Below are 13,758 nucleotides of genomic sequence, written 5' to 3' on the forward strand. Positions count from 1 at the left end.
CGGCTGGCGTTGATATGCATCAAGTCGCGCACGATCGAGCAGCAACTATAGTTGTGCAACGCCGTGCCTTTTCTTTGCTGGAGACTCCGCTCATGCAAGCCATTCGCAGCATTCTGGTGGTCATCAACCCCGAACATTCGGAAAGCCTGGCGCTCAAGCGTGCCAAGTTGATCGCTGGCGTGACCCAGGCCCATCTACACCTGCTGGTGTGCGACAAGAAGCATGACCACGCCGGCATGCTGAGTGTGCTCAAAGCCGCGCTAGTGGCCGACGGCTACAGCGTGACCACCGAACAGGCGTGGAACGAAAGCCTGCACGAAACCATCATTGATGTGCAGCAGGCCGAGGGTTGCGGGCTGGTGATCAAACAGCACTTCCCGGACAGCTCGCTGAAAAAAGCCCTGCTGACCCCGGCGGACTGGAAACTCCTGCGCCACTGCCCTACCCCGGTGCTGCTGGTGAAAACCAGTACGCCATGGAAGGATCGGGTGATTCTGGCCGCGGTGGATGTTGGCAATGTCGATGGCGAACACCGGCATTTGCACACCACCATCATCGATCACGGCTATGACATTGCCAGTCTGGCCAAAGCGCATCTGCATGTGATCAGCGCCCATCCGTCACCGATGTTGTCGGCAGCCGATCCGACGCTGCAACTGAGCGAAACCATCGAGGCACGTTATCGCGAGCAGTGTCGGGCGTTTCAGGCGGAATTCGATGTTGATGATGAACACCTGCACATCGAGGAAGGCCCGGCGGACGTGTTGATTCCGTTCATGGCGCAAAAGCTGCGGGCGGCGGTCACGGTGATCGGCACGGTAGCGCGCACCGGGTTGTCAGGGGCGTTGATCGGCAATACCGCGGAAGTGATTCTCGATGCACTGGAGAGCGATGTGCTGGTGCTCAAGCCGCAGGAGGTTGAGGATCATCTGGTGGAGCTGGTGGTGAAGCACTGAACAGCCACATTTGAAATGCGATCCCTGTAGGAGTGAGCCTGCTCGCGATGGCGGCGTGTCAGACGACAACAATGTTGACTGATAGACCGCTATCGCGAGCAGGCTCACTCCTACAATTGAAATCTATTTCCCTGTGGGAGCGAGCCTGCTCGCGAAGCTTCTAGCCGCCAAAGGCGTCTTTGAGAAATCCGGGGGCGATGTAGCGCTGGTAGTGCGCTTCCGACAGCAGGAAGAATTCCCGATCAATGGCATCACGCAGTTCCGGCAGGCTCCAGTCGCGAAACTCCGGCAGCAATACCATCCCGTACGCTTCCAGATTAATGATCACCCGCGCACCGCGAGCAATCAGCTGATAGGCCCAGCAATATTCCGACTGATGCGGCACGAAGCGGATCTTGCGCTGTTCCAGCTGTTCACGCAGGCGCGCCGGATCGAAAATCTCGACCTTGGCTGCCATCACTTGTGACAGCAATTGCTCCAGACGCAGCCACACCGCACGCTTTTCCTCCTCGTTGTAGCCATTCCAGTGGATCACTTCGTGGTGGAAACGCTTGCAGCCACGGCACACCAGATCACCGTAAACAGTGGAGCAGAGGCCGACGCAGGGGGTCTTGATGGTCTGATTGGGCATAAGATAGGCAAAACACTGAAACACGGAACAGGTCGGCATCTTAGCCCTTTGTCGGGCATTGATCACCCCTCAAACATCAGGGTCTCAGCCGCGCGCGGCGTTTGTCCCGGCCACGCGCATTGCCACGAAAGTCCAATAGAGCGCGACTTACCTTTAAATTTTTTTTGCCGTAGAATCAGCCAGCCTTTTAAGGCGCCAATGTCCGTTAGAAGCTGTTTTCAAAGCGTCACGAGCACAGTCGTTCCTTCAGAGCGGTGTTGGCGAGGGATTTTTCCAGCGGGGAAAAATCCAGCGCCAACCCTCATCAGCTCCCCGTTCTGCAGGCGTAAAACTTTGAAAGCAGCTTCTGTAAGGAATTGCCGGTAATTCTGGCCGAACGACCCACAACGTCGTGAGGAGCATGAGTACGGCAATTTCGGGATGAGCGTCCCGGACACCCATTTGGGACCACTGATGAGGGTAATAACTGTGCTTGAAGCCTACCGCAAACATATCGAAGAGCGTGCAGCCCTGGGTATCGTTCCCCAGCCGCTTAACGCCGAACAAACAGCAGGCCTGGTCGAGCTGCTGAAAAACCCTCCGGCTGGCGAAGAAGAATTTCTCGTTGACCTGATCACCAATCGCATTCCACCAGGCGTGGACGAAGCGGCCTATGTCAAAGCCGGCTTCCTGTCTGCACTGGCCAAGGGCGAAGTTTCCTCCCCTCTGCTGGACAAAAAGCGCGCTGTAGAACTGCTCGGCACCATGCAGGGCGGCTACAACATCGTGACCCTGGTTGACCTGCTGGACGACGCCGAGCTGGCGCCAGTCGCTGCCGCGCAACTCAAGCACACCCTGCTGATGTTCGATGCGTTCCACGACGTCGCGGAAAAAGCCAAGAACGGTAACGTTCACGCTAAAGAAGTGCTGCAATCCTGGGCTGACGGCGAGTGGTTCAAGAACCGTCCGACCCTGGCCGACAAGATCAGCCTGCGCGTATTCAAGGTTACCGGCGAAACCAACACCGACGACCTGTCCCCTGCTCCAGATGCCTGGTCGCGTCCAGACATCCCGCTGCACGCCCTGGCCATGCTGAAAATGGCTCGCGACGGCATCGTTCCTGATCAGCAGGGCGCCATCGGCCCGATGAAGCAGATCGAAGAAATGCGCGGTCAAGGCTTCCCGATTGCCTACGTCGGTGACGTGGTCGGTACCGGTTCCTCGCGTAAATCGGCGACCAACTCGGTGCTGTGGTTCTTCGGCGACGACGTTCCTTACGTGCCGAACAAGCGCGCTGGCGGTTTCTGCTTCGGCAGCAAAATCGCTCCGATCTTCTACAACACCATGGAAGATGCCGGCGCACTGCCAATCGAGTTCGACGTTTCCAACATGAACATGGGCGACGTGATCGACCTGTATCCGCACGCTGGCAAAGTCTGCAAGCACGGTACCGATGAAGTCATCACCACCTTCGAAATGAAGACTCCTGTGCTGCTGGACGAAGTCCGTGCCGGCGGCCGTATCCCGCTGATCATCGGCCGTGGCCTGACCGAGAAGGCTCGCGCCGAGCTGGGTCTGCCACCGTTCGACCTGTTCAAGAAGCCGGAAGCCCCAGCTGAAAGCACCAAGGGTTTCACCCTGGCGCAGAAGATGGTTGGTAAAGCTTGCGGTCTGGCAGAAGGCCAGGGCGTTCGTCCTGGCACCTACTGCGAACCGAAGATGACCACCGTAGGTTCTCAGGACACCACCGGTCCAATGACCCGTGACGAACTGAAAGACCTGGCGTGCCTGGGCTTCTCCGCTGACCTGGTGATGCAGTCGTTCTGCCACACTGCGGCGTATCCGAAGCCGATCGACGTGACCACCCACCACACCCTGCCTGACTTCATCATGACCCGCGGCGGCGTTTCCCTGCGTCCGGGCGACGGCATCATCCACTCGTGGCTGAACCGCATGCTGCTGCCAGACACCGTGGGTACCGGTGGTGACTCGCACACACGTTTCCCGATGGGCATCTCGTTCCCGGCCGGTTCCGGTCTGGTCGCGTTCGCCGCAGCCACCGGCGTCATGCCGCTGGACATGCCGGAATCGATCCTGGTGCGCTTCAAAGGCAAAATGAAACCTGGCATCACCCTGCGTGACCTGGTTCATGCCATTCCGTACTTCGCTATCCAGAACGGTCTGCTGACCGTCGAGAAGAAGGGCAAGAAAAACGCCTTCTCCGGCCGCATTCTGGAAATCGAAGGTCTGGAAGGCCTGACCCTGGAACAGGCGTTCGAACTGTCCGACGCCTCCGCCGAACGTTCGGCTGCCGGTTGCACCATCAAGCTGTCGAAAGAATCGATCACCGAGTACCTGAACTCCAACATCACCCTGCTGCGCTGGATGATCGGCGAAGGCTACGGCGATGCACGTACTCTGGAACGTCGTGCTCAAGCGATGGAAGCCTGGGTGGCCAACCCGGAACTGATGGAAGCCGATGCCGACGCCGAATACGCCGAAGTCATCGAAATCGACCTGGCCGACATCAGCGAGCCTGTACTGTGCGCGCCGAACGACCCGGACGACGCCCGTCTGCTGTCCAGCGTTGCTGGCGAGAAGATCGACGAAGTGTTCATCGGTTCGTGCATGACCAACATCGGTCACTTCCGCGCTGCCGGTAAACTGCTGGATCAGGTCAAAGGTCAGCTGCCAACCCGTCTATGGCTGTCGCCGCCGACCAAAATGGACGCTCACCAACTGACCGAAGAAGGCTACTACGGCATCTACGGCAAAGCTGGCGCGCGCATGGAAATGCCAGGCTGCTCGCTGTGCATGGGTAACCAGGCACGCGTTGAGCCGAACAGCACCGTGGTGTCGACGTCGACCCGTAACTTCCCGAACCGTCTGGGCGACGGTGCGAACGTCTACCTGGCCTCGGCCGAACTGGCGTCCGTTGCTTCGATCCTGGGTCGCCTGCCGACCGTCGAGGAGTACATGGAATACGCTGGCAAGATCGACAGCATGGCGGCCGATATCTACCGCTACCTGTCCTTCGACCAGATCGCCGAGTTCCGTGAAGCTGCTGCGAACGCCAACATTCCGGTCGTTCAAGCCTAACGCTGCAACGCACTGAAAAACGCCGCCCATCGTGAGATGAGCGGCGTTTTTTTATGCCTGTTGGAGGGTGGTTGCCTGTTCGGGCCTCATCGCTGGCTTGCCAGCGATGGCGATGGCTCAGTCAATGTCATTGCTGATGATCCACCGATTTCGCAAGCAAGCCCGGCTCCCGGGCAAAAAAAACCGCTGTGCCTGAGCAGGCACAGCGGTTTTATTGATGGAACCAGGTTTACATCGTCAGCTTGTAAACCAGTGCCGAAATCGCTACCAAACCTACAGCCGTGACAAACAGGTTGGACGCCTGACCACGATAGCGCGCCATCGCTGGCACTTTACGGATGGCGTACATTGGCATCAGGAACAGAATGGCCGCGATCACTGGACCACCAATGGTCTCGATCATGCCCAGAATGCTCGGGTTCAGCGTCGCGATGATCCAGCAGATCACCAGCATGAACGCCGCCACGATGCGATCCAGTGCCTTGGCGCTCGGACGCTTGCCGCTCTTCACGATCAAGCCTTTCAGGCCCTCACTGGCGCCGATGTAGTGACCGAGGAACGATTTGGAGATCGCTACGAACGCAATCAGCGGCGCCGCGAATTCAATGGTCGGATTGTTGAAGTGGTTGGCCAGGTACGACAGGATCGACAGATTCTGCTCTTTGGCTTCCGCCAATTGCTCCGGCGACAACGTCAGTACGCAACTGAAGACGAAGAACAGCACCATTAGCACCATCAACGCATGGGCGCGGAACAGGATCTGCGAGCTGCGCTCATCGGCATGCACGCCGTACTGACGCTTCTGATCCACTGCAAACGCCGAAATGATCGGCGAGTGATTGAACGAGAACACCATCACCGGAATCGCCAGCCACAGCGTGTGCAGCAGCGCCGACGGTGCCGGCACGTGCGAAGCGGTGGCGAGGATGCCGCCGTTCCAGTGCGGAATCAGGTACACCCCAAGAAACAGCAACGCGACGATAAACGGGTAAACCATCAGGCTCATCGCCTTGACGATCGCCTGCTCACCGCACCGTACCACCGCCAGCAAGCCGAGAATCAGCACGAACGATAACAGTGCCCGCGGCGGCGGCGTGATGTGCAGTTGATGTTCGAGGAAACTGGCGACCGTGTTGGTCAGGCCGACGCTGTAGATCAGCAGGATCGGGAAGATAGCGAAGAAGTACAACAAGGTGATGAGCGCGCCGGCCTTGATGCCGAAATGCTGCTCGACCACTTCCGTGATGTCGCCGCCTTCACGTCCGGAGAGGACAAATCGGGTCAGGCCACGATGGGCGTAGAACGTCATCGGGAAAGCCAGCAGCGCAAGAACCACCAGCGGCCAGAAGCCACCCAGCCCTGCGTTGATCGGCAGAAACAGGGTACCGGCGCCAATGGCCGTCCCAAACAGTCCCAACATCCAGGTGGTGTCCTGGCGATTCCAGCTCGAAAGTTCAGCGGGTGCTGCTGCATCAAAGCGTTGATCAACGCTTTTGGCCTGATCATTCATCCGGTCGGATCTCCGCATTCCGGTCACTTGCCACTCGGTCAGGACGCGTCGGAAAAAACCGACAGACATGCTCCGGCCGAAACAGGGGCGCGATTCTCCGCGATAAATGAGCATAAGCAAAGACTTAGCTGAGGAATGGTTGTGCGGAGCAGACGTCTGAGCGTCGTTTTCGGAAAAAAAGCTGTCGTACGAAGACACGATAAATGTCGTTTATTGGCATGCTTCCGCGCGTTCAAGAACACATTTCAAATCGAACGAAGAACTATCGTTCCGATAGTGATGACGACCAGCGCAAATACTGCCCCCATAGCGAACCTGAATAATTCGGAGCGAATCTCCGCCGGGGATAGACCTTTAGCCTCTTCGGCGAACTCGGCATCCTCCCGTCGTAATCGTTCAGCTCTGGCCTTGGGGTCTTCTATATACATGTTTATTTTCCTTCGCGAGGCCAAGAGACCAATTTCCTAGGTAAACCGTTTTGAGTATCCGGTGCGCGTGATCGCAAACCTGATGCGTGCAGCTTGTCATTTAAAACTTGGTCAATATCCCGAATACGGCTGTAATCGCGGTTAGCAGTCCCGTGCCCACCGCTACCGGGTACCAGAACCTTTCTCGCTTGAGTTTGTTTTCCTCAGCCATAAGCTTGCGCCTCTCGACAATGAGCTTGCGTGATTCGTTTTGCAGTCTTTCGAGTTCCAGGTTTTCTCGATCATTCTGAAGCATGTGCCTTCCTTGGCTTTTGGCACTTAGTGCCCGGGATGCTTTGTGCCCTCATGATTTCGCACTCATCCCCTGTCGGATAGCGGACGGATCTGTCGAATTCGTAGGCAAAATCCCCGAGTCAGGTAGGCAGCCTCATACAGAAACCATTTAGAAAATTCCCGTGATCTAGCACTCAACCCTTTCAATCTGGCCCACATGATCTAGCGTGAGATGAGTCCCCTGCCCTGCGGAGCCTTCCCATGCCATTGGTTCGCGTCGACATCAGACAACACTCCGATCCCACTTTCGCCAAACGCATCGGCGAGCAAATCTACGCTGCCCTGCGCAGTTGTATCGATGTGCCCGAGCACGACAACTTTCAGATCCTCACCGAACACGATGGCCAGCATCTCGTCTACGACCCGCAATATCTCGGGATTCAGCGCAGCGACGGCATGGTCTTCATTCAGATCACTATCAGCAAAGGGCGCACGGTGGAGAAAAAGCAGTTGCTGTTCAAAACCATCGCAGAAAGCCTGCACACAGCATTGGCGATACGCCTGGAGGACGTGTTCATCAATCTGGTTGAAGTAAAGAAAGAAAACTGGTCATTCGGCAATGGCATTGCTCAATACGTCACGTAATCCGGGCATTGACAGTCAGGCACCGGCGCCAGCATGATCGGCCCATGACCACTCGCACGCTGCACCTCACCCGGACCACCACGACCGCCACCGGCGGGTCGTGGTGTTTGTGCCTGAGGTAAATCCAGCGCAGCGAACCCAAGGCCCCGCCAGCAATGGACGGGGCCTTGTTGTTTCTCCCGTCCGTGCGGCATCTGCAGCACTCAAGGAGAAGTAACATGCGCGCAGCACTGTTGATCATCGATATGCAAGTCGGCCTGTTCAACGGCCCGGAAAAGCCCTATGACGGCGAACGGATTCTGGCAAACATCCAGCGCCTGATCGCTCAGGCTCGTGAGCGACACGTGCCGATTTTCGCCGTACGCCACACAGGCCCCGAAGGCTCGCCAATTGCTGCCGGCAGTCCATTCTGGCAACTGCTGCACGCGCTTGAACTGGACGCTGAACTCGACACCCTTTTCGACAAATGCCGCCCCAATGCTTTCCAGGGCACCGACCTCGCTCAGCGACTCAACGCCGCTAATATCGAGGAGCTTTATCTGGTGGGTATGAAAAGCCAGTTCTGCATCGACAGCACTTGCCGCAGCGCTGCCGATCTGGGCTTCAACGTCATGCTGGTCGCCGACGCCCACACCTGCATGGACACTGCCGCGCTGCCGGCCGAGGCGATCATCAGGCATCACAATGCAACCCTCGGTGCCGCCTTCGCACGATTAATCGACAGCGCAGACGTGACGTTCTAAAGAAACGCTTCTCGAAATCGACGCAACTTCGGCTGCGGTTGCGTCAATCTTTCTTTTGTAACCTCATCTTCCGTCCTACAACTACGTGTACTTATCCAATATCAGCAGCGGCATTAATTACAGAAAACACTAATAATAAGCTCATCACCCTATCGATACTTCAGAACACTCCTACAAACAAAAAAGACAAATAAAATCACGACGAAACATTACCAAAATCCGAAGAACAGCCATTTGTTACAAGCAACTACGCAAGCATTGAACATTCCTCTTTTCCAGGTCTATATTTTTCACGCCCTGAATGAGACCCATAGCAAACGACCTTCCTGGTTTGTTGAAGAGGACACATCATGCAAAAGCACACAATGACCGGCCTGTTGTTGGCCGCACTGCTTTTTACCCCGCTTGCCAGCGCCAGCGCAGATGTCCGCGAGCTGGGTTCTTCGCCGCGATGGCTGACCACCAAGGTCTACATCGACGGCACCCCCGAAACCGACGTCAAGGAGAAGTATCCCGGCGTCGTGGGCATATCGACATGGGATCCCGACAGTAATCGATACGAGTTCTTTTACACCGACACAGGCGAGTCAAAATACAACAACGGTGGAGGCGGCTATTTCTTTGTCACTGGCGATCAGAAACAGCACGTATTGGTGCCCGATATCGGCCCGACCAAAACCATCGTCAGGCGTCTGGAAACATTGAACAACCGTGAATTCACTTATTCCCGGGAAGTCCCCCGCGACATGATCGACAGTAATCCTCTTGTGCGTATTCATGTCGTTCACGCGCCCTATACCGGAACGATAGAAACCAAATCCGCTATCAAACAATAAACCCGGAGTTCGATATGCAAACGTCACTTAAAACCCTGTTGTTATCGACGTTACTGATTTCCTCTGTCTATTGCGCCGGGGTCAGCGCGCAAACCGCCAGTCAACCCGCCAAAAATGCCGTCGCCACTGCCGACAACGCCATGATGCTGACCGTTTTTCTCAAGCATGATCAGACCCGCCCATTGAGCGAACTCAAGGCCCAGCTCGCACAACAGGGGTTCTACAAAACCTTCCCCCCTGCGGGAGTCGAAGTGGTGAGCTGGAACATCATGATGGGCATTGGCCAAGTGGTGACCGTACGCTTCCCCGCTTCGCGGCTGGCAGAAGTGAACCTCGCCCTGGAAAACACCGCGTGGGGCAGTTACCGCACCGAGTTCTATCCGACCTACGATTTCAAACCGATTGCCCTGGCAGAACAAACCAAGGCTCAGACAGCCCAATGATGTCGGCAGCACACCGGATCACCGGTGTGCTGCAATCCCTTGCTTCTTGCCCGAAGCCGTCCAGAATCAAAGCATCAGTGCGCGAACGACAACGATTGCCAAGCCGCTGCGGATTCAGCACTCTGAAACGACTCTCGCGACCCAACCGCCGACGCTCACAGGAGCCGCGCAATGCCCGCAACCGTTCTGGTACTGGTTGAAACCATCAATGACTATTTGCCGATTCTCGAACATCAGGGGTTTCACCTGATCCTCGCCCCCACACCCGCCGAGCGTGCGCAAGCCATCGCCACCCACGGCAGCCGCATCGACGCGGTGCTGACCCGTGGCCCGTTGGGCCTGACCGCTGATGAAATCGCTGCACTGCCCGCGCTGAAAATCATTACCGTCATCGGCGCCGGTTACGAACACGTCGACCTGCAAGCCGCCAGCGACCGCGGCATCACCGTTACCAACGGCGCCGGGGTCAATGCCTCGTCGGTGGCCGACCATGCGATGGCGATGCTGTTGGCACTGGTGCGCGATATTCCGCGTTGCGACGCGGCGGTTCGCCGTGGCGAATGGCCGAAGATCATGCGCCCGTCACTGGCCGGCAAACGTTTGGGCATTCTCGGCCTCGGTGCGGTGGGCATGGCCGTCGCCAAACGCGCGAACCTCGGCTTCGACATGGAGATCAGCTATCACAGCCGCCAGGTACGCAGCGATGTGCCTTACACATTTTGCTCGACGCCGACCGAACTGGCGCGAGCGTCGGACTTCCTGATTGTCGCCACGCCTGGCGGCATCGGCACCCAGCATCTGGTGACACGCCCGGTACTCGATGCTCTCGGGCAAAAAGGCTTTATCGTCAATATTGCCCGCGCCAGCGTGATCGCCACGGCCGATCTGATCACGGCGCTTGAACAACGCAGAATTGCCGGCGCCGCACTGGACGTATTCGACCAGGAGCCGCACGTACCCGATGCGCTGAAAACCCTGAGCAACGTGCTGTTGACCCCCCACGTCGCCGGCCTGTCACCGGAAGCGACTCAAGGCACGGTGGAGCTGGTGGGCAAAAATCTCGTGGCGTTCTTCTCGGGCAAACCGGTGCTGACGCCCATCGCCTTGCCGCCGAAACTCAACAATCAGCGCGTGCACTGAAGCACGCCGAACGACGTGTCGAGCGTTCATCGCCCCTCTCTCCCCGCCTTCGATGGAATACCCGCAAAACCTCGGCCTGTGGCGGCCCGGCGCGCACATTCCCAAAGGTGATTATCGGGCAACACGCTAACCTATAAGACCGACCCGCGCTTGTGGCGACCCGGGCGCACCATTAGATTAGCCAATGATGTCTGGCCTCCAAAATAAGCAGAAGGGATAAGCATGGCGCTTACTGACCAGTCCACCCGAATCCGCTCTGGCGAAGAACTCGATGCCAGCCTGATCGATCCGTACCTCAAGGCGCACATTCCGGGCCTCAGCGGAACACCTGCGATCAGCCAGTTCCCCGGCGGCGCGTCAAACCTGACCTACCTGCTGGAATACCCGGAACAGGAATTCGTCCTGCGCCGTCCGCCGTTCGGCCACAAGGCCAAATCCGCCCACGACATGGGCCGCGAATTCCGCATCCTCAATCAATTGCGCGACGGCTTCCCGTATTGCCCGAAGGCCTATGTGCATTGCACTGATGAGTCGGTGATCGGTGCCGAGTTCTACGTCATGGAACGGGTCAAGGGCATCATCCTGCGCTCGGAACTGCCGCCGGAACTGGGCCTCGATTCGGCAAAAACCGAAGCCTTGTGCAAAAGCTTCATCGACCGCTTCGTCGAACTGCACCGCGTCGACTACAACGCCTGCGGCCTCGGTGATCTGGGCAAACCGCAAGGCTACGTCGCCCGCCAGATCAAAGGCTGGAGCGAACGCTACGAAAAAGCCCTGACCCCCGACGCGCCACACTGGGAAAAGGTCAAAGCCTGGCTCAACGACAAGATGCCGGCCGACCACCCGACTTCAAGCATCGTTCACAACGACTATCGCTTCGACAACGTCATTCTCGACCCGCAGAACCCGATGCAGATCATCGGCGTGCTCGACTGGGAACTGACCACCCTCGGCGATCCGTTGATGGACCTGGGCAACACCCTCGCCTACTGGATCCAGGCCGACGACCCCGCGCCGGTGCAACTGATGCGCCGCCAGCCGAGCCACGCTCCGGGCATGCTCACCCGTCGCGAGTTCGTCGATTACTACGCTGAACGCTCGGGCATCCAGATCGACAATTTCGACTTCTACTACACCTACGGCCTGTTCCGTCTGGCCGGCATCGTGCAGCAGATCTACTACCGCTTCTACCACGGCCAGACTCAGGACAAACGCTTCGCGCAGTTCATTCACATGAACAAACTGCTGGAGCAGATGAGCTTGCAGGTCATTGCGAAATCGAGCCTCTGACGGCCCACACTCAGGAACCCTTATGTCCAAGACTCAGTTGTTCGACCTCGACGGTAAAATCGCTTTCGTTTCCGGCGCCAGTCGTGGCATCGGTGAAGCCATCGCCAAACTGCTGGCCCAGCAAGGCGCCCATGTGATCGTGTCGAGCCGCAAACTCGACGGCTGCCAGCACGTTGCCGACGCGATCATCGCCGCTGGCGGCAAGGCCACCGCCGTGGCCTGCCACATCGGTGAAATGGAACAGATCAGTCAGGTATTCGCCGGGATCAAGGAACAGTTCGGCCGGCTCGACATTCTGGTCAACAACGCCGCGACCAACCCACAGTTCTGCAACGTGCTGGACACGGATCTGGGCGCGTTTCAGAAAACCGTCGATGTGAACATTCGCGGCTATTTCTTCATGTCGGTAGAAGCCGGCAAGCTGATGCGCGAAAACGGTGGCGGCAGCATCATCAATGTCGCGTCGATCAACGGTATTTCGCCGGGGATCTTCCAGGGCATCTATTCGGTGACCAAAGCCGCGGTGATCAACATGACCAAGGTTTTCGCCAAGGAATGCGCGCAGTTCGGCATCCGTTGCAACGCCCTCCTGCCGGGCCTGACTGACACCAAGTTCGCTTCGGCGTTAGTGAAGAACGATGCGATTCTGAAACAGGCGCTGACCCAGATCCCGCTCAAGCGTGTGGCCGATCCGAGTGAAATGGCCGGCGCGGTGCTGTATCTGGCGAGCGATGCGTCGAGCTACACCACCGGGGTTGCGCTGAATGTGGATGGCGGGTTTCTGTCCTGATCCCCATTGCAAACATATAACCCCCTGTAGGAGTGAGCCTGCTCGCGATAGCGGTGTGTCAGTCAACATTTATGTATTTGACACACCGCTATCGCGAGCAGGCTCACTCCTACAAGGGTTGTGTATCAGGCAATGACTTTCGGTAATTGCCAGCCGAAATGCACCGACAGCAAACGCAACGTAAAACACGCCGCTCCCGCCAATAAAGCCGCCGCTATCGGCGAAACGCTCAGCCTGCGACCGACGATCAACACCGCCGCACCGACAAATGCCGAACTCGCATACAGATCCGCCTGCAACACCACCGGTATCCGCGCCAGCACAATGTCGCGTATCACCCCGCCACCGACGCCAGTGACAGTACCCATCAGCATCGCCACAAATGGCGTAATCCCGAAATTCAACGCCTTCTGCGCACCGGCCACGGCAAACAGCGCCAAACCTGCTGCATCCAGCACAATCAGGGTTGAACCGGACCAGCCCAGCACCTGTTCATGAAAGACAAATGCCAGTCCGCCCATGAAAAACGCCAGCGCCGGATAACGCCAGTCGGCAACGGCATTGGGTGGCGTCGCACCGATCAGCAAGTCACGGGTCACCCCGCCACCGAGGGCGACGATAAACGCAATCACCATCACACCGAGCAAGTCGAGCTGGCTGCGCATCGCTGCAATGGCGCCTTCCACGGCGAACACCGCAGTGCCGGCCAGGTCGGCCACCAGCACAATCCGCTCAACCCGGGACTTACGTCCCGCCGGCGCTATTGCGTGATGCAACGGGTAGTAGTGATGTGTCGAGTAACCTGCCCGTCGGCGTAAACGTCACCGGCGACCTCAGTGTTTTCGAGCACCTGACACGTGCGCTCCGGCGGTGGCGGCGGCGGCGCTGCCGGCGGAGGGGGTGGAGGACTGGCGCAGCCAGCCAACAGGACGGCAAAAAAAGCCAACGGCAACACGCGTTTCCCAGGATGGTTCATAGGACGACTCGCGATGAAT

General features: G+C 57.8%; 14 protein-coding genes. 9 read left to right on the plus strand and 5 right to left on the minus strand.

Going from position 1 to position 13,758, the window contains the following annotated elements:
- Nucleotides 1–92 precede the first annotated feature (92 nt).
- Nucleotides 93–956, plus strand: coding sequence for a universal stress protein (locus tag ACM6IV_RS11080; RefSeq protein ID WP_414869997.1), 864 nt, complete (start codon nucleotides 93–95; stop codon nucleotides 954–956).
- A gap of 160 nt (nucleotides 957–1,116) precedes the next feature.
- On the opposite strand, the gene ACM6IV_RS11085 is transcribed toward ACM6IV_RS11080, so the two are convergent.
- The gene (locus tag ACM6IV_RS11085; RefSeq protein WP_414870258.1) at nucleotides 1,117–1,587 is read right to left on the minus strand and encodes a DUF1289 domain-containing protein; all 471 of its coding nucleotides are present in this window, start codon (nucleotides 1,585–1,587) and stop codon (nucleotides 1,117–1,119) included.
- 468 nt (nucleotides 1,588–2,055) lie between these two features.
- Between ACM6IV_RS11085 and acnB the strand changes: the two genes are divergently transcribed.
- A complete protein-coding gene (gene acnB / locus ACM6IV_RS11090; protein WP_414870259.1) occupies nucleotides 2,056–4,665 on the plus strand; it encodes a bifunctional aconitate hydratase 2/2-methylisocitrate dehydratase in 2,610 nt (869 codons plus the stop codon).
- A 229-nt stretch (nucleotides 4,666–4,894) separates the two neighbouring features.
- On the opposite strand, the gene ACM6IV_RS11095 is transcribed toward acnB, so the two are convergent.
- The 3 genes from ACM6IV_RS11095 to ACM6IV_RS11105 form a co-directional block, all read right to left on the minus strand.
- A complete protein-coding gene (locus ACM6IV_RS11095) occupies nucleotides 4,895–6,175 on the minus strand; it encodes an HAAAP family serine/threonine permease (RefSeq protein WP_414869998.1) in 1,281 nt (426 codons plus the stop codon).
- Nucleotides 6,176–6,420: 245 nt separating this feature from the next.
- On the minus strand, nucleotides 6,421–6,603 hold the full coding sequence (locus ACM6IV_RS11100) for a hypothetical protein (protein ID WP_414869999.1): 183 nt from the start codon (nucleotides 6,601–6,603) through the stop codon (nucleotides 6,421–6,423).
- A 100-nt stretch (nucleotides 6,604–6,703) separates the two neighbouring features.
- Nucleotides 6,704–6,898: a hypothetical protein gene (locus ACM6IV_RS11105; RefSeq protein WP_414870000.1), complete on the minus strand. Its 195-nt coding sequence runs from the start codon at nucleotides 6,896–6,898 to the stop codon at nucleotides 6,704–6,706.
- A 239-nt stretch (nucleotides 6,899–7,137) separates the two neighbouring features.
- Between ACM6IV_RS11105 and ACM6IV_RS11110 the strand changes: the two genes are divergently transcribed.
- From ACM6IV_RS11110 to ACM6IV_RS11140, 7 genes are all read left to right on the plus strand, one after another.
- Nucleotides 7,138–7,521 (plus strand): tautomerase family protein, encoded by a 384-nt coding sequence (locus tag ACM6IV_RS11110; RefSeq protein ID WP_414870001.1) that lies wholly within the window; start codon nucleotides 7,138–7,140, stop codon nucleotides 7,519–7,521.
- 218 nt (nucleotides 7,522–7,739) lie between these two features.
- Entirely contained in the window at nucleotides 7,740–8,264 is a 525-nt protein-coding gene (locus ACM6IV_RS11115; RefSeq protein WP_414870002.1) for a cysteine hydrolase family protein, read from the plus strand.
- Between the two features lie 350 nt (nucleotides 8,265–8,614).
- Nucleotides 8,615–9,100, plus strand: a complete 486-nt coding sequence (locus ACM6IV_RS11120) for a DUF4822 domain-containing protein (RefSeq protein ID WP_414870003.1) — start codon at nucleotides 8,615–8,617, stop codon at nucleotides 9,098–9,100.
- Nucleotides 9,101–9,114: 14 nt separating this feature from the next.
- Nucleotides 9,115–9,543 (plus strand): hypothetical protein, encoded by a 429-nt coding sequence (locus ACM6IV_RS11125; RefSeq protein WP_414870004.1) that lies wholly within the window; start codon nucleotides 9,115–9,117, stop codon nucleotides 9,541–9,543.
- A gap of 171 nt (nucleotides 9,544–9,714) precedes the next feature.
- Nucleotides 9,715–10,683, plus strand: coding sequence for a 2-hydroxyacid dehydrogenase (locus ACM6IV_RS11130; RefSeq protein ID WP_414870005.1), 969 nt, complete (start codon nucleotides 9,715–9,717; stop codon nucleotides 10,681–10,683).
- 222 nt (nucleotides 10,684–10,905) lie between these two features.
- Nucleotides 10,906–11,973: a phosphotransferase family protein gene (locus tag ACM6IV_RS11135; protein ID WP_414870006.1), complete on the plus strand. Its 1,068-nt coding sequence runs from the start codon at nucleotides 10,906–10,908 to the stop codon at nucleotides 11,971–11,973.
- A 22-nt stretch (nucleotides 11,974–11,995) separates the two neighbouring features.
- Nucleotides 11,996–12,763: an SDR family oxidoreductase gene (locus tag ACM6IV_RS11140; RefSeq protein WP_095120260.1), complete on the plus strand. Its 768-nt coding sequence runs from the start codon at nucleotides 11,996–11,998 to the stop codon at nucleotides 12,761–12,763.
- 125 nt (nucleotides 12,764–12,888) lie between these two features.
- On the opposite strand, the gene ACM6IV_RS11145 is transcribed toward ACM6IV_RS11140, so the two are convergent.
- Complete coding sequence (locus tag ACM6IV_RS11145; RefSeq protein WP_414870007.1) at nucleotides 12,889–13,482, minus strand: trimeric intracellular cation channel family protein; 594 nt, start codon at nucleotides 13,480–13,482, stop codon at nucleotides 12,889–12,891.
- Nucleotides 13,483–13,758: the final 276 nt, after the last annotated feature.

Source organism: Pseudomonas sp. IT-347P (assembly GCF_949768005.1).
In the GTDB taxonomy this organism is placed as follows: Bacteria; Pseudomonadota; Gammaproteobacteria; order Pseudomonadales; family Pseudomonadaceae; genus Aquipseudomonas.